Origin of the sequence: Teredinibacter purpureus (assembly GCF_014217335.1) — a bacterium.
GTDB lineage: Bacteria > Pseudomonadota > Gammaproteobacteria > Pseudomonadales > Cellvibrionaceae > Teredinibacter > Teredinibacter purpureus.
The window spans coordinates 2,861,106-2,877,335 of record NZ_CP060092.1; the positions used below are offsets into that span (position 1 = coordinate 2,861,106).

Sequence of the window (16,230 nt, forward strand, 5' to 3'; positions counted from 1 at the left end):
TACGCGTCCTGTGTAGAACGCGAATTCTACACGTTTTTAATCAGAGCATCTCAAGCATAGTCGTTTATCGCTTTATCTCACCTAGGAATGAGAGCTGCTCGCAACGTATAGGAGGCATCATTTGCGCGTAGCCGCAGGATAAAGCTCCGTAACGAGGTTAGCAGACGCTTCATATTCGCTCAAATAGAAGTTGTAGGAATCGCCGTCTTCTTCAATATGTTCAATGCGCCCAATTTGGTGGTTGAGCGCGGGTATCACCCATATATGTGTTTTTTTTGTGTCATCAATATTGATGCGCTCTAACTTTATAGCAGGGTAGGTTTTACCGCCTACATTAAGAGTGTCTTCTTCGGTTTTATGAAATAGCAGCGTTTTAATCTTATTGGGTTTCGCAAACGATACTTTAAATGCTTCTAGACCGGCGTGAACATTACGTTGGATTTGCAGTTGATACAGAACGGGGTCGAGGGTGCCTATTTCTAGGGTGTGATCTTTATTTTTAGAGGGTTTGTCTTGTCGCCTGTAGTGGGCGCTAGCAGCAGCCCAGTCAAATTCAATTGTCTCGTCAGATTTAAACCCCATCAAGCTTCGTTTGTAGTGATAGAGGCTGGGCGTAATAACGCCGTCAACCAAAGTAAATTGACTGGTCTCGGAAATGGAACCGAAAATATTTTTCATTTTAGAGACGATCTGATACTCACCATGACCATTAGTTGTCAGTGTGCGTGTTGAAGCTATTGTCATGCCGGCATACTTGCCTTTGTATTTAGCGTTAAAGAGCACTTCGTCTGCATTAGCGAGGGGGGTGGCGACAATAGATAGAAAAAAGAGTGTTAAGGCAACACTCGAGAGAGGAACGCTTGATGAATATTTGAGGTAAGCGGTTTTTGCTGGAAACATTATTAGTTTAAGAAGAATCATAGTGGTACTAATGGGCCGTTTTGTAAGGATTGTATCGAGTGTAAGGGCGCAAGGTTGAATACTACCTGAACGCCTATTTTGCCTTTAATTTCTGATCTTAACGCTAAGATAACAACCTTGCTGGGGTAAACTCTTGATTTTGGATGATATTATAGCGCCATACTATGAATAGTCGGAGTTGAATGAGTTCCCTTCACAGTCTAAAATGGCGGCGCTTTTTATAGTGTGCACTAGAACAGTGCTAGCTGGGCGTTGTCTAGAGCGCGGTCCGGCGAGCATAGAATGCCGTTTTAGGGTTTAGTTAGCACGGCCCATATTACCTTCCCGACACATCTACTTCGCAGAACGATCTATTTTTGAACGTTATGCGCCATGCGGCGAGGGTTTGCAGTACATAAAAGAAGTTAATCGAGCGTGATAACACGTAAAGAACTGACTTGTAGTTTTCTAATGAAGGTATCCGAAGGTATGAATACAGACCTGTTGATTGTTGGTGGTGATGGTGATTTGGCTCTAAGAAAGCTATATCCGTCGCTCTATTTTTTAGAGCTGAACAATTGTATGCCAGACAATACCCGCATTATTGGAATGGCGCGAACAGGCCAAACCCGTGATGAATTTCGAGCAAAGATTCATACGTGGTTAAAAAAGAGTATTAAAGATGAGCTGTATTCGGAAGAGAAGTGGTTGCGGTTCGCCGATAAAATTTGGTTTGGCCAAGGTGATGCAACCAATCCGGAAGCGCTTGGTGCTGTAAAAAAAGATTTTTTTGAAAACGACCACCATCTTGTCATTTATCTTGCAATACCGCCCATGATATTTGGGAAGGTCTGTAGCTCGATTGATGTGTGTGGTTTGAATCGCCCTACGACGCGACTGGTCGTAGAAAAACCATTGGGTGACAGTCGAGAATCGTTCATTGCTATCAATGATGAGTTGGCTCGCACTTTCTCGGAAGATCAAATCTTCCGAATCGACCACTATCTGGGTAAAGAGTCCGTCCAAAATTTAATGGCTCTTCGCTTTGCCAATGATATGTTTGAGCCTTTGTGGAACTCACGCTATATCGATCATATACAAATAACGGTAACAGAATCAGTAGGTGTTGGTAATCGTTGGGCGTTTTATGATCAGACTGGCGCGACACGCGACATGGTTCAAAACCATCTTCTGCAAGTACTTTGTTTGGTGGCCATGGAGCCACCCGCTTGTTTGAATGCAGAGTCGGTGAGAGCTGAAAAATTAAAGGTGCTTAATGCTTTGCGGTTGATCCCTCATGAAGAGGTGGGAGAGTTAACTGTTCGAGGGCAGTATGGTCGAGGCTTTGTGGATGGTGCCGATGTACCTGGTTATCGAGAGGAAGAGTCCGATAAGTATGAGATTGACCCCAATAGCCAGACTGAAACCTTTGTAGCGATAAAAGCTGAAATCGAAAATTGGCGTTGGTCTGGTGTTCCTGTCTACCTGCGGACAGGCAAGCGCTTAAGTAAGCGCCACTCTGAAATCGTGATTCAATTTAAGCAGAGTAAACACCAAATATTTGAAGAAAATCATTCAAAGCACAAAGCTAACCAATTGATTATTCAGCTTCAACCTGATGCTGGTATAGCCTTGAGATTAATGCACAAAGTACCGGGTTTGGATGCGGGTATTCCCGTTGAAGATGGCGTACTTAATTTTTCTTTTGATGAAAGAGAGAAAAAAGTGACGCACGATGCGTATTCGCGTCTTTTCTTTGATGTATTACGGAATGATCCTACTTTATTTGTGAGTGCGGCAGAGGTTGAGGCTGCGTGGAAATGGGTAGATCAAATTTTTGCAGGCTGGAAGGCTACCGATATGCAGGTCGAAGAATACCAATCGGGCAGTTTGGGGCCAGATGGTGCGGATGAACTGGTTAGCCGTGATGGAGCCAAATGGCTAAATGAAGATTTTGAACTCTGGTGCGCGCTCGATTAGCGCAGAGAAGGATGTAGCATGAGTATTACCAAAGAGTATCTACAACCGTTGGGCGTTATGCCGGTTGTGGTGATTGAAAACGCAGCAGACGCTGTCGCCATTACCCATGCGTTGAAGGCCGGCGGGATAAAAGCTATCGAAGTGACGTTGCGTACCCCAGCTGCGTTGGCGGCAATTAGAACGATTAAGGCTGAATGCCAAGGCATAGAGGTGGGTGTTGGTACGGTTGTGAATCGGCAGCAGTTAGATGACATTGCCGAGATTGGCGTCGATTTCGCTATCTCGCCGGGTTTTACGCCCAGATTAATACAGCATGCGCAAAGCGTTGGTGTCGAAATGCTTCCAGGTGTTGCTACACTTTCTGAGGTGATGATGGGCATGGAATGTGGTTTAAGTTGTTTTAAGTTGTTTCCTGCTGTTGCTGTCGGTGGAATCCCATTGCTGAAGTCTATCGCAGGGCCATTACCGCAGATTAGTTTTTGCCCTACCGGTGGTTTAACCGTTGATAACTTCACTGATTTTCTAGCGTTGCCGAATGTCGCGTGTGTAGGAGGCTCTTGGTTGGTGCCGCAAACACTCGTTGCAGAGCGAAATTGGCAAGCCATTACTGATATCGCGGCTGCGACCATGGCTAAAATTGGCTAAATTTTGACAGCTCATACTCTTTGGCGTGTTCTGTTCTGGGGCATAAAGAGGGTTGGGCTGATATTTCATTGTATAAACAGTGGTTTTTTGATCCTGTCTATAAACTGCGTGTAGAGGATCACGATGAAAACCGCTAGAATGGCGACCGTTTTGGCAGGCCCTCTGGGGGCGTCAAATGCAGCAGAGACAGTGCCAGCGGTACTGGTGTCAGACTCTGGACAGTTTAGGGAGCAGGCGCCTAATGCTGTATGGCTGCCTGTGTAGCAACAAATGTTGCAACACACTCTGCGTAACCTATTTATTACAGACCCACGCAACACTTAAGCCGTTTTCTGCGGGCTTAAATATTCACACTCTAGGAGAAAACTATGAGCACCATTAAAGTCGGAATCAATGGCTTTGGACGTATCGGCCGCCTCGTTTTTCGTGCTGCTTGCGAGCGCGATAATGTAGAAGTTGTTGGTATTAACGACCTAGTAGACGTCGATTACCTAGCATATATGCTGAAGTATGATTCCACTCACGGTCAGTTCAACGGTACCGTTGAAGTTGTAGACGGAAAATTGATCGTAAATGGCAAAGAAGTACGTGTGACTGCTGAGCGTAACCCAGCAGACCTTAAGTGGGATGAAATTGGCGTAGATTACGTTGCTGAAGCCACTGGTATCTTCTTGACTAAAGACACTGCTGACGCTCACTTGAAAGCTGGCGCCAAGAAAGTTGTATTGACTGGCCCATCTAAAGATGACACCCCAATGTTTGTTATGGGCGTGAATAACACCAAGTACACCAACGATGTAAACATCGTATCAAACGCGTCTTGTACCACTAACTGCTTGGCACCTATCGCTAAAGTATTGAACGATAACTGGGGTATTGACGAAGCGTTAATGACAACTGTTCACGCAACAACCGCTACTCAGAAGACTGTTGATGGTCCATCTGTTAAAGATTGGCGCGGTGGTCGTGGCGCTGGCCAGAACATCATCCCATCATCTACTGGCGCGGCAAAAGCTGTTGGTAAAGTGATTCCTGAATTGAATGGAAAATTGACCGGTATGGCGTTCCGCGTACCAACTCCAGACGTTTCTGTTGTGGATTTGACTGTTCGTCTTGAGAAGCCTACTACTTATGACGAGATTAAAGCCGCTATGAAAGCCGCTTCTGAAGGTGAAATGGCGGGTGTTTTGGGTTACACCGAAGACGCTGTTGTTTCTAACGACTTCATTGGTGATCCACGTACGTCTATCTTCGATGCCGATGCTGGTATTCAGCTTAGTGAAAAATTCGTTAAAGTTGTCTCTTGGTACGATAACGAGTGGGGATACTCCAATAAGGTTGTAGACCTTATGGAATACATGGAGTCACAAGCTTAATTGCGAGTGATATCTTCATTTTAAGAATTGATTGTTAATCTTAAAGTGCAGTACCTAAAAAGCGAACAGCCTGGCTGTTCGCTTTTTTTATGTCTTGTAATGCAGGTTTGTGAGGAAACGTTAAATTGGGGCTTTATTCATTCGGAGTTTATTGCGTGGGCGCTACACCGTTTCTTTCAGCCGAATAATAAAAAATAGGCAGATACAAAGCATTACGAGCAGCATTAGTTTTAGGCTAAACGATGGCACAATAAAAATAGAGCTACCAAAGGTAAGCAATACAACGAGTATCGCCCAGCGCTTTGTCTTTGCTTGAATAGCCCGTTTTTGTTGCCAGTCACTGATAATGGGGCCGAATAGAGGGCTGTTTAATAGCCATCGATGAAAGCGTTCAGAACTGTTGGCAAAACAGCTAGCGGCTAAAATAAGAAAGGGAGTAGTGGGTAATATTGGTAAGAAAATACCGGCTAAGCCTAGCAATACCGCAACCCACCCAATCGAAATTAGCGCTATTTTTTTCCATAATGGCAAGTGCTTTTTTGCGTTAAGTAACATGCTATGGGCAAGCTATCATTGAATCATCAAGTGCAATGTCGTCAATAAAGAGTGTACGAGGCTTTGCCCCGTTGTGGTATTGCTCAATACCCACTTGTATAACCTCGAATGATTCAGGGCCGGTCCATTGGTTCTGTTGAGCGTTACCTAAACAGCCGTCACCGGTATTACGTACGTGCAAGTCGGTGAGTTCTTTTCCGTCTAGCCAAAATGCCATTTCATTGTTGGGTGCGCTGTAGTGCCATTGCACGCAGGCCCATTGGTTTTTGGGTAGTTGATATTCGGCGGGTGGTGCTATTGCACCGTTGGCGTTTGGGTGTTTCCAGCAGTCTGTGAGCCAGTCTGTAGCACCATCGTTATTATTGTCCACCCATGTGTCATAGTTCGCCATAAAATGGTCGTGTCTTCCGTCTAGTCGGCCGCGATACACAACGGGAGTGTTCGGCGGTGCGCCACTGCTCGTCTTAGCTTTGCCTCGTGCCTCAATAAAAGTGAAGTCGCCACCCAGTGCGTTTTCATCACTTAAATGCACCATCATACGGCCGAATAATTCCGTTTGAATGTTTGGGTAAGCTTGCAAGTCTAAACGTAAATAGTGTGCGTTATAGCCACCGCCAGTAGCGTGCACTTCAAGTGCTTGGCTACCACTGTAGGTCTGTGTCGTCGAGATGCTGAGATTACTGCTTTCGTTAAATTGCCACGGTGAGGGTGGTACATCGCTATGTTCAAAGTTTTCACAAATAACAATGGATTCTGAGCAGGTCGTTTCAGCGGCTTTGGCGACAGAGGGGGAAGGAGCGAAGGTGTTTAAATTACACGCTGTAAATATGATGCTAATTAGGCTGATGATAACCAGACGGCGAAAAACCGGTGCGAGTATATTCATGAAGCAATTTACCTTTTAAGTGAATAAGGCAAGACTACACGAATTATTGCAGGGCTTTCCAGTAATCTATTGGTTAAAGAAAGTCGTTAGTGTTTACGCCAAACTCTTCAGGATCAAGCGCCTCGACAATAGTGAATTCATTCTTTTCGAGCGAAAGGTCGAATGATACTGCCTTCTCAATAAGTCTTGTTTTAACATCGTAAAATACATTTACGATTGGTGTATCGGGGGTGTCGGAGACAGTGCTTACCACAACACCAGCTTTACCATTGTTGAGTTGTACAAAAGTGCCGACGGGGTAGACGCTCATACAGCGAGAAAATTGTGTCACGAGCTTTCGATCTAGATGATGTCCCGCGAGTTCGTGTAAAAAAGTCATCGCTTCTGCCGGCGTTTTACCTTTATGGTAAACGCGGTCAGCTGTCATTGCGTCATAGATGTCGACTATGGCGGCGAGTCGCCCGTAGTTATTAATCTTAAATTCTTCTAGCGCTAGAGGGTAGCCGCTGCCATCAAGGCGCTCATGATGCATTCCGCAAATAGAGAGTGCGACTTCTGTAATACCTTCCGATTTTAGTAACACTTCTTGTCCATAAGCAACATGCCGCTTCATTTCGCCCCATTCGTCGTCACTTAGCTTACCGGGCTTATTTAAGATACGTGATGGCACACGAATCTTTCCAATGTCGTGTAGTAGGGCCCCCGTAACGAGTTGATGGATCATTTCTTGTTCGTAGCCTAGGAAACGCGTGAAGATGCCCATTAAAATACCGACATTAATGGAATGCTCTAATAGATATTGATCTTTCTCGCGTATGGCTGCGAGACACAGTAAAGCGTTGTGATTATTGAGCACAGAGCTATTAATCTCATCCGCCAGCTCTTCCACAGGACCCACATCAATAGCTTTACCTACTTTGACATTATTGAGAATATCGGTAACCAGGCCCTTGGCTTCTGCATAGATTTTTTGAGCTTGCTGCCGTTCCTTTTCGAGTCCTACTTTAGGGGTTAGTGCAGACCCATCAGGCTGTATAGGGGAGGAGAAGGGCGAGTCTAACCCGCGATGAGCGTCGATGTAGATTTCATCCAGGCCCATGCCCGTAAGCTTGTCCACGGTTTCCCAGCGTCGAATGAAGCCTTGCGGCCTCAGCTCCCCATCCTCTAAACCGGGAGTCTGATCCGATACATACATGCCCAGCTCTACTTTTTCCATGGGGATGCGCTTTATCAGACTCATAAGTAACCTCGTTTCACAAAAGAGTAACGTTACCTGTCGATATAGGCAGGTAAAATCACAGTATAGATGTTTCGAGTGGAGGTGCTTGCGAATAGGCATTCATAATAGTGATTGATCCAATGATTTGCATGCCACGTATACTGCGTCTAAGTCAGGGGTTGCTACGATTGCTGACATAATGAAGCAATAGTAGGGCAAACAACGTTTAGCGCGTGCCTAACTGGGAATATGGTCGTCTTTTATTTAAGGAGTGATTAATGAACTACAGGATTGGAAAATTAACGTTGGGGGGTGTCCTGTTATGCGCCGTTTCGTCTTTAACGTTTGCTCAGCCTGAAGAGCGTACCAATAACCGAGAGGAGTTATCGCTCGAAGAGGTTGATGGCGAAAGCGACTCTGCCGGGCAGGGCATTGAAGAGACCTACGTATTGGGGCAGCGACGAGGTAATTTTACCGAAATAACACAAGAAACAGAAAAGCTTGTCGATATGCCTGGAGCGCTTGGTGACCCGTTGGGCGCCGTGTTTAGTTTGCCTGGGGTTGTCTACGGTGATGGCGGTGAGCCCGCCGTAAGGGGTTCGTCTCCTGACGATAATCTTTTTCTTGTTGACTTTCTACCTGCGGGATACATTTTTCATGACTTTAATACCTCTATTTTTCACGAATACATCATGCATGATTTCCAACTTTATTCTGCGGGTTTTGGCCCGGAGTACGGGAACGTAACCGGCGCGGTGTTCGATATAAATTTACGCCAGCCGAGGAAACAACCCCTGCAAACGGTACTCGATCTTTCCATGCTCCGTTCAGGCGTTTTTTTGGAGGGGCAAGTAACGGAGAGTTCGGCCTTTTATTTATCGGGTCGGCACAGCATGCTGCACTTATTTATACCTGAAGGAGAGGAGAATGAGGGTGTTGTACTAACCCGCGTACCTCGAGATAATGATTATCAATTGAAGTATGCATGGGATCTAGATGCTAATAATACGTTAACGTTTAGCGCGAGTGGCGCGGGCGATTTAGCGGAAGCGGTATTATCAAGAGAGATGGACTTTGTGAGAAGCAACCCCGATTTCGAGGGCGACGCAGAAATTCTTTCTCGTTTTAACGGGCAAAAAGTCATTTGGGATCATCAGCGAGAAAATGGTGGCCGCTTAAAGGTGGGTGGAGGTCATCTTAATAACGAGCGTAACGTTAGTTGGGGCAATCAATATTACTACGACGAAAGTACAAAAAGTGATACGTTAAAAGCGCAGTATTCTCAACCTGTGGGCAATAGCCATTTGTTAACCGTTGGGGGAATGTATCAACAAAATTCATTTTTAGTGGGATACGACCAAGTTTTATTTGTGTGCACTGAATTTGATGTGGATTGTACGCTTAATCGTGACGCTCGTTATGAAAACGAACAATCAATAGATCAAGTAGAAACTCATTTGTATGTTAATGATAGCTGGCAGGCAACACCATCTCTGGTTCTTGATATCGGCCTACAGCTACAGGAGAACGATTACACGAACGAACGATTTGTAAATCCGCGGGCGGGGTTGCGGTACCAACTTAATAGCCAGTGGGCTATTGCCTCCAGCGCAGGACAATATAACCGGTTTCCTGAACTTGAATATGTATTGCCTGAAATTGGGAACGAAAATTTACAATCACCCACTGCAACGCATTACACATTAGGCGTAGATAGGGAGTTAAACGATGGTTGGAGTTGGTCGTTAGAAGCCTACTACAAACTAATGGATAATTTGCCGTTAGCATTAGCCGGTGGTGAGGACAATAGTGCGCTGCTCTACAGTAATGATGTGAGCGGCGAGGCAACAGGAGTTGACGTTTTCATTAATAAAGAAATGACGACCAATTGGTATTCTTGGTTGGCGTTGAGCTATTCGCTAAGTGAAAGAACAAATGATCGAAGCGGCGAAACGGTTAATTACTATTTGGACACACCAATGATATTAAATTGGGTGGTGAATTATTCTCGAAGTGAAACGTTTAATGTTGGCTGGCGCTGGACCATTCGCAGCGGGACAGCGTATACGCCAATTGTGGGTATACAAGAAAATCCTTGGTTCGACGATAGCGTGTTGCCCGAGTATGGAGACCCTTATTCAGACCGATTACCCCTCACGTCTCGTTTAGACGTTCGTTTTAAATGGCTGGGGCAATTGTGGGGAATGGATACTGAATACATTGTTGATATTTTAAATGCGCTAAACCAAGAAAATGTGACTGGCGTTGGTTTAGATTACGAAAAAGTCGATTCGGTGAACGACCCCTTAAAAACAGAGGAAAATGTTTCGCCGGGTATTATTGCCGCATTGGGTATGCGACTAAAGTTTTAGATAAAAAAACGTCAGATTATTTTCAATGTTGCGCAAAAAATGATAAAACGTCGCAGCGGTTGTAATGGGTTACATTATGGCCGCTATCTAAAGCTTCCTATAAATTCATACTAATAAGACCGGAATGCTCTCATCGCAATGTTAACGAGTTGTATCGCTGTTATATAACAGATGGGCCCGGGCATAATAAGGGTGTAGAAATGCGTATAAACAAATCAATGTGGTGTTCCTTTGTGATCGCCGCGCTCACCATTTTTTCTTTTAATTCAGCCCATGCTCAGCGGGTAATGCCGCTGGGTGATTCTATCACTGGCAGCCCTGGTTGCTGGAGAGCCTACTTGTGGGATCAGCTACAAAACGCGGGTTACACCGGTTTAGATTTTGTTGGTTCACTAGGCCCGCAAGGCTGCTCCGTGCAGCACGACGGCGATAATGAAGGCCATGGCGGAATTCTCGCTACTAATATGGCAAATGAAAATCAGTTGGTTGGTTGGTTAAATCAAACGAATCCAGAAATTGTGCTTATGCATTTGGGTACAAACGATGTATGGAGTAACCGCTCTACCAGCCTAATCTTGCAAGCCTTTACCGATTTGGTTGCCGATATGCGAGCCAACAATTCCAGCGTTAAGATTCTTGTGGCGCAGATCATCCCAATGGACCCGGCTGGTTCGTGTGCAGAATGTGATACACGTGTAATCGCATTAAATAATGCGCTACCCAATTGGGCGAGCAATTTGAGCAGTCAGTCTTCGCCGATAACGGTAGTGGATCAGTGGAGTGGCTTTGATGCGGTTGCAGATACAAACGATGGTGTTCACCCTAATGATGGTGGCGATCGTAAAATGGCGAACGTATGGTTTAATGCTTTGTCATCTGTATTAGATGGCAACACGAGCTCTTCAAGCAGCAGTTCTAGTTCATCAAGTAGCTCTAGTTCGTCTAGCAGTAGTTCCAGCTCATCCAGTAGCAGCTCTAGCTCGTCTACCGGTGGCCAGTGTTCCGAGATGTGTCAGTGGTATCAAGATGATCCTCGCGCAGTCTGTGTAAACCAAACCAGTGGTTGGGGATGGGAAAATGGTCAAAGCTGTATTGGCGTTGAAACCTGTAATGGCCAGAGTGGCGGTGGCGGTGTAATTCAAGTGTGTGACGGTTCAACACCAACACCAACACCAACACCAACACCTACAGCAACACCTACTGCGACGCCAACACCAACACCTACTGCGACGCCAACACCTTCGCCTACTGCAACACCAACACCTTCGCCTACTGCAACACCAACACCTTCACCTACTGCGACGCCAACGCCTGCACCCACAAGTACGCCGTCTGGTGGTATGTGTGATTGGTACGGATGGCAGGTAGCCTTGTGTACGAATACCAGCTCAGGTTGGGGTAACGAAAATAATCAAACGTGTATATCACGTGACGCGTGTGGCGATAATATCGTTAACTAAGCGCTTACTTTGTATTAAACCCCCTTTCCTTTAGTGGGAAGGGGGTTTTTCGAAATTTACTCGATAACGTTAATGTTTTCTCTCCCCCGCAATTCTGCGGCTTTTTCTAATACAAACCTCTCAACCGTTTCTTCACAATAGCCAAACTACACTTGCCTTGATCATAGTGATGCCCGCGATAACCTATGTTTGTTCATGGCAACGCTATCAATGTATTCATACAGTTGCGATAATGAGGTGGTAGATATTAATAATCGCTATAACGAGCGTCATGGCGGCGCGTAGAATCGAATTGATTCAATGGCCGAGCGATGAGATGTGATAGATGGAAAGTTTATTTTATAAAGGAAAGCGTAAATGAATAAAAAAATTGTATTCCCGTTAGGCATATTGGCGGTCGGCGGCATAATCGTTGCCCTACTTTTTGTTGGTAAGCCAAAGCCTGAGCCGGTAGCCGAGAATGATAGCCCAGCGCTTATTAAAGTGATGGTAACGGAAGCTAAGCAGCAACGTTTGCGTTTAGCCGTTTTAGCGCAAGGTACGGTAACACCCAAACGGGAAATCAATTTAGTCGCGCAGGTGTCAGGTTTAATTGTGAATGTTGAGCCAGCCTTTGACGACGGAGGTTTTTTTGAACCGCACCAAGTGTTAATTAAAATCGATGATAGAGAATATCAAGCAGCATTATTGGTTGCAAAAGCAAGGGTTGCTGAAGCTGAATATCGCCTTGCAGAAGAGCAGGGGTTAAGTCGTCAAGCAAAACGCGAGTGGCGTGATCTAGGCAATCAAAATGCAAACGACCTTTTTATGCGTAAGCCCCAATTGGCCGCTGCAAAGGCCAATCTAGAATCGGCTAAAGGCGCTGTAACTATTGCGCAATTAAATGTGCAACGCACGTCCATTTCTGTGCCTTTCACCGGCAGAGTAAAAGAAACTTTTGTTGATTTGGGGCAGTACATTACCGTAGGCAGTTCTTTGGCAACCGTATACGATTCTACTACCGTAGAAGTGCGATTAGCGTTAACAGAGCATCAAGCGTCCTTGGTAAACTTACCTTTTATGGCGCAATCAAAAACCCTGGAAGAACAAAAGCTCCCAGGGGTACAGATTAGAGGCAGTGTGGCTGGTAAGGTGCATCAGTGGCAAGGCGAATTAGCACGTACCGATGCATTCGTCGATTCAAATTCTCGTATGTATTACGCCGTAGTAGAGGTTGAGAATCCGTTTCAACTCGTGGGGCAAAACGAAGCGCCCTTATTGCCAGGCCTCTTTGTTGAAGCAGAGATAGAAGGCAAACTCATCGATGGGGTGATGGAGCTTCCACGTAGCGCACTCTATCAACGCGATAAAATCGTGTATTTAGATTCAGATAACACGGTTGTTATGCAGAAAGTAAAAGTTCTTAGGCGCTCAGACGACACAATATGGGTGCAAGGGGAGCTTGACGCTAACACCCTCGTGGCGATAGAAAAGCAGTCGGTCACGCCAACCGGCACCACCGTGGAGCCTCTACTGGAAAGCGACATCAACACCTTGCCGGTGGCTACAAGAGAACCCGTAAAAGCAACTCCTGACGCAAGTCATGCCGAAATAACGGAGCAGGAGTAAGCATGAAAAGTTTAATCCAGTGGTTTATCGACAACGCTATCGCAGCTAATTTATTAATGTTAGCGATGGTCGTTGGCGGCATATACGGTGCAGGGGAAGTTAAAAAAGAAACGTTTCCTGCTTTTGTTGGTAATCGTATCGAAGTATCAATGGCATATCCCGGCGCTGCACCAAGCGAGGTAGAACAACAAATTGTCGTTAGGGTAGAAGAAGCTATTTCCGATTTGCCCGGCATCTACCAAATTACGTCAGACTCTTGGGAAGGGTTTGGAATGGTGAATGTTAGTGTGGTTGAAGGCTTTGACGTTCGTGTTCTGCTCAACGACATAAAAGGGCGTGTCGATGCAATTAATACGTTTCCCGTAACGGCCGAGCGACCCATCATAAAGCAACAAACTCAACGACAGTTCCTTATGTGGGCGGCCATATACGGGAATGTCGAACCTCGAGTTTTGAAAAATCTAGCGTATCAAATTCGTGATGAGATGAGCTTGCTAGAAGGTGTTTCAGAAGTCGTCATTACCGGTCTTAAAAGCGATGAGGTGAGTATTGAGGTTTCTGAGTCCGCGTTACGACAATACAATTTAAGTTTTAGTGAAGTTGCGAGCGCAATTCGTCAATCATCATTAAATGTACCCGCGGGTATGATTCGCACTAAAGACGGTGACATCCAAATACAAACGCGTGCGCAAGCCTACGGCTATGACGACTTTTCTAAAATCGTCCTGCGTAGCGAACGTGGTGGCGGGCAATTATTGTTGGGTGATGTTGCCGTTATCAATGATGGCTTTTCTGAACAAAATGTAGAATTTACCATTAGCGGTAAGCGCGGTCTAAATTTTGAAATTAAAATGAGTGACGACCCCATGTTGTTCGAAGGCACCGAAAACGCCCGTGCCTATATAGACGATTTTCGGCAATACCTCCCAGAAGGGGTAACACTGAAAATTAATTTTGAAACCAAAAGTATATTCGATAGCCGGTTTAACTTACTGAAAGATAACGCAATAAGTGGCTTGATTCTTGTTTTTATTGTACTGATGTTGTTTTTGCGTCCAATTTTGGCTTTCTGGGTTGTTGCAGGAATTGCGACTACCTTTGCTGGCGCAATTTGGTTGTTGCCGTTCTTTAATGTATCAATCAATATGCTATCGATGTTCGCTTTTCTAATGGTGCTTGGCATCGTAGTAGATGATGCCATTATTGTTGGAGAGAGTATTTATAGGCATCAACAGCGTGGAGAAAGAGGCTCCCATGCGTCTTTTACAGGGTCATTATCGGTATTGAAACCTGTTTTTCTAGCAGTCATGAGTACGATTATATTCTTCTTGCCAATGATCGATGTCCCGTCAGAAATGCTCGTGTACACACGCTCTATTTTCTTCGTTGTATTCTTGTGTTTAGTATTCTCATTAGTAGAGGCCCTGCTGGTATTGCCATCACACCTTTCGCATATGAAACCTGAGAAGCCGAGCAAATTCATAGTGTTGCAAAAGATGGAAGCCATAAGACACTGGTTTTCCGATCACATGGATGGTTTTGCAGAAAAACGCTATCTACCCGCTTTAAAAATAATGATAGAACATAAAGTGAGTACTTTTTTTGGTTTCACAACGGTATTTATCATCGCGTTAGCCATTGTAGCGGCGGGGTGGATTAACACCGGTTTCTTCCCTAATGTGCCGCGCCCGTTTGTAATGGTAGAAGCCGCCTATGCCGACGGGACACCTTTTGCCACTACTCGAGACGCGGCGCAGTTCGTGCGAGATCAAGTAGATGTATTGGCAACCGATAAAGAGTTGTTAGAAAAAAATGGTGGGAAACCTTTCCTTAGAGAAGTGAACCGAACGTTGAATGGGACATCGTTCAGTATCTTTGTTGGCCTGACAGAACTTGAAGAGCGAACCGTTACAACTGGCGATGTGGCCGACGCCTTACGCAAATTAGTTGGCCCAATGCCTGAAGCGAAGCGTTTTTCGCTCGTTGGTTCCCTTAGTGGAGGCGCGCCCGATATATCGTTAAATTTAAACCTGTTGGAAAATAGGCAGGGTGTTCAGAAGGCTGCTATTGACGATATTACAGCAGCATTGGAATCGTACCCCGGCGTATTTAATGTTCGTAGTAACTTAGATTCGGAACGAACAGAAATTGAAATCGATTTAAAGCCCTATGCTGAAACGTTGGGTATTTCGCTTGGCGATATTGCCCAGCAAGTCAGGCAGGGTTTCTACGGCGACGAAATCCAACGCATTCCTCGAGCGAAAGAAGACGTACGCGTTATGCTTCGCTACCATGCAGAAGAGCGTCAAACGTTAGATACCCTCGATCACATGCGCGTTCGTACGGCTGACGGGCGTGAAATCCCGTTAAGCGCAGTTGCTACCGTAGAGCTTGTACCCGGATCTAGTAGTATTAACCGTGTGGATCGCAAAAGAAACATCTCGCTCACGGCTGAAGTTGAAGAAGGTCATGATGCGAATGCCATCGTAGATGCGCTGATGGCGGATAATCAACTTGGCTGGAAGCAAAAATATTTAGGGTTTAATTTATCACCGGACGGCAACCTTAAATCTCAAGCTGAGTTTGGCGATAATTTTGCTATGAACTTTCTGAAAGTGATCGTAGTGGTACTCGCTATATTTGCAATCGCATTTCGCTCACTCTTCCAGCCTTTCCTGGTAATGCTCGCCGTACCGTTTGGTTTTGTGGGTGCTGTTATCGGGCATATAGTCTTTCAAGCCGACATCAGTATTTTCTCTTTCTTCGGCATACTCGCGTGCTCCGGCGTGGTTGTAAACGATAACTTAGTGTTGCTTGAACGAATCAATACGTTAAAAGAACGTGGAAGTAATACGCTCGATGCTGTTCTCCATGCTGGTGTTGATCGATTTCGCCCTATCGTGCTTACCTCACTTACAACATTTATCGGTTTACTACCGATATTGTTTGAACGAAGTAATCAAGCACAGTTTTTAATACCAATGGTGTTATCGTTGTCGTTTGGAGTGGCGTTTTCATCGGTTGTGACATTATTTTTAGTGCCTGTCAGTTACTTCGGTGGGGCGCGAATAAAAATACGTATAGTAGGCTTGTTTACACGAAAGCGACAAAGAGAAGCCCCGCTAGAAGTGGAAGCGGAGTAATAGCAATTTAATCTTGATGGGCTACATAGGATTATTGAATGCCCGCGAAAGCGGGTATTTTTTTGTGTAGAGATTTAGTGGTTATC

11 protein-coding genes and 2 pseudogenes are annotated in these 16,230 nt (G+C 45.3%); 9 read left to right on the forward strand and 4 right to left on the reverse strand.

Going from position 1 to position 16,230, the window contains the following annotated elements:
• Positions 1 to 117: 117 nt before the first annotated feature.
• Positions 118 to 921: a DUF3108 domain-containing protein gene (locus H5647_RS12575; RefSeq protein WP_236074882.1), complete on the reverse strand. Its 804-nt coding sequence runs from the start codon at positions 919 to 921 to the stop codon at positions 118 to 120.
• A 468-nt stretch (positions 922 to 1,389) separates the two neighbouring features.
• Here H5647_RS12575 and zwf point away from each other — a divergent pair, with 468 nt between their 5' ends.
• The 4 genes from zwf (at position 1,390) to gap (ending at position 4,901) form a co-directional block, all read left to right on the forward strand.
• Entirely contained in the window at positions 1,390 to 2,880 is a 1,491-nt protein-coding gene (zwf, locus tag H5647_RS12580) for a glucose-6-phosphate dehydrogenase (RefSeq protein WP_236074883.1), read from the forward strand.
• A gap of 18 nt (positions 2,881 to 2,898) precedes the next feature.
• A complete protein-coding gene (eda, locus tag H5647_RS12585) occupies positions 2,899 to 3,525 on the forward strand; it encodes a bifunctional 4-hydroxy-2-oxoglutarate aldolase/2-dehydro-3-deoxy-phosphogluconate aldolase (RefSeq protein ID WP_045858985.1) in 627 nt (208 codons plus the stop codon).
• Positions 3,526 to 3,648: 123 nt separating this feature from the next.
• On the forward strand, positions 3,649 to 3,789 hold the full coding sequence (locus H5647_RS12590) for a hypothetical protein (RefSeq protein ID WP_162926388.1): 141 nt from the start codon (positions 3,649 to 3,651) through the stop codon (positions 3,787 to 3,789).
• A 104-nt stretch (positions 3,790 to 3,893) separates the two neighbouring features.
• Positions 3,894 to 4,901, forward strand: coding sequence for a type I glyceraldehyde-3-phosphate dehydrogenase (gap, locus tag H5647_RS12595; RefSeq protein WP_045858986.1), 1,008 nt, complete (start codon positions 3,894 to 3,896; stop codon positions 4,899 to 4,901).
• Between the two features lie 162 nt (positions 4,902 to 5,063).
• Here gap and H5647_RS12600 read toward each other — a convergent pair whose 3' ends face one another.
• From H5647_RS12600 to H5647_RS12610, 3 genes are all read right to left on the reverse strand, one after another.
• Positions 5,064 to 5,456 (reverse strand): YbaN family protein, encoded by a 393-nt coding sequence (locus H5647_RS12600; protein WP_045858987.1) that lies wholly within the window; start codon positions 5,454 to 5,456, stop codon positions 5,064 to 5,066.
• A 1-nt stretch (position 5,457) separates the two neighbouring features.
• Positions 5,458 to 6,342 carry a hypothetical protein gene (locus H5647_RS12605; RefSeq protein ID WP_052692048.1) on the reverse strand — a complete coding sequence of 295 codons (885 nt, stop codon included), beginning with the start codon at positions 6,340 to 6,342 and terminating at the stop codon, positions 5,458 to 5,460.
• Positions 6,343 to 6,415: 73 nt separating this feature from the next.
• Positions 6,416 to 7,582, reverse strand: coding sequence for an HD-GYP domain-containing protein (locus H5647_RS12610; RefSeq protein ID WP_045858988.1), 1,167 nt, complete (start codon positions 7,580 to 7,582; stop codon positions 6,416 to 6,418).
• Between the two features lie 257 nt (positions 7,583 to 7,839).
• Between H5647_RS12610 and H5647_RS12615 the strand changes: the two genes are divergently transcribed.
• From H5647_RS12615 to H5647_RS12630, 5 genes and pseudogenes are all read left to right on the forward strand, one after another.
• A complete protein-coding gene (locus H5647_RS12615) occupies positions 7,840 to 9,933 on the forward strand; it encodes a TonB-dependent receptor plug domain-containing protein (RefSeq protein ID WP_236074884.1) in 2,094 nt (697 codons plus the stop codon).
• Between the two features lie 287 nt (positions 9,934 to 10,220).
• Positions 10,221 to 10,727 (forward strand): annotated as a pseudogene (locus tag H5647_RS22550) (SGNH/GDSL hydrolase family protein); the annotation flags it as partial.
• A gap of 96 nt (positions 10,728 to 10,823) precedes the next feature.
• Positions 10,824 to 11,088: pseudogene (locus H5647_RS22555) on the forward strand (carbohydrate-binding domain-containing protein); the annotation flags it as partial.
• Between the two features lie 662 nt (positions 11,089 to 11,750).
• The gene (locus H5647_RS12625) at positions 11,751 to 13,001 is read left to right on the forward strand and encodes an efflux RND transporter periplasmic adaptor subunit (protein WP_052692050.1); all 1,251 of its coding nucleotides are present in this window, start codon (positions 11,751 to 11,753) and stop codon (positions 12,999 to 13,001) included.
• Positions 13,002 to 13,003: 2 nt separating this feature from the next.
• Positions 13,004 to 16,144 (forward strand): efflux RND transporter permease subunit, encoded by a 3,141-nt coding sequence (locus H5647_RS12630; RefSeq protein WP_045858990.1) that lies wholly within the window; start codon positions 13,004 to 13,006, stop codon positions 16,142 to 16,144.
• Positions 16,145 to 16,230 lie beyond the last annotated feature (86 nt).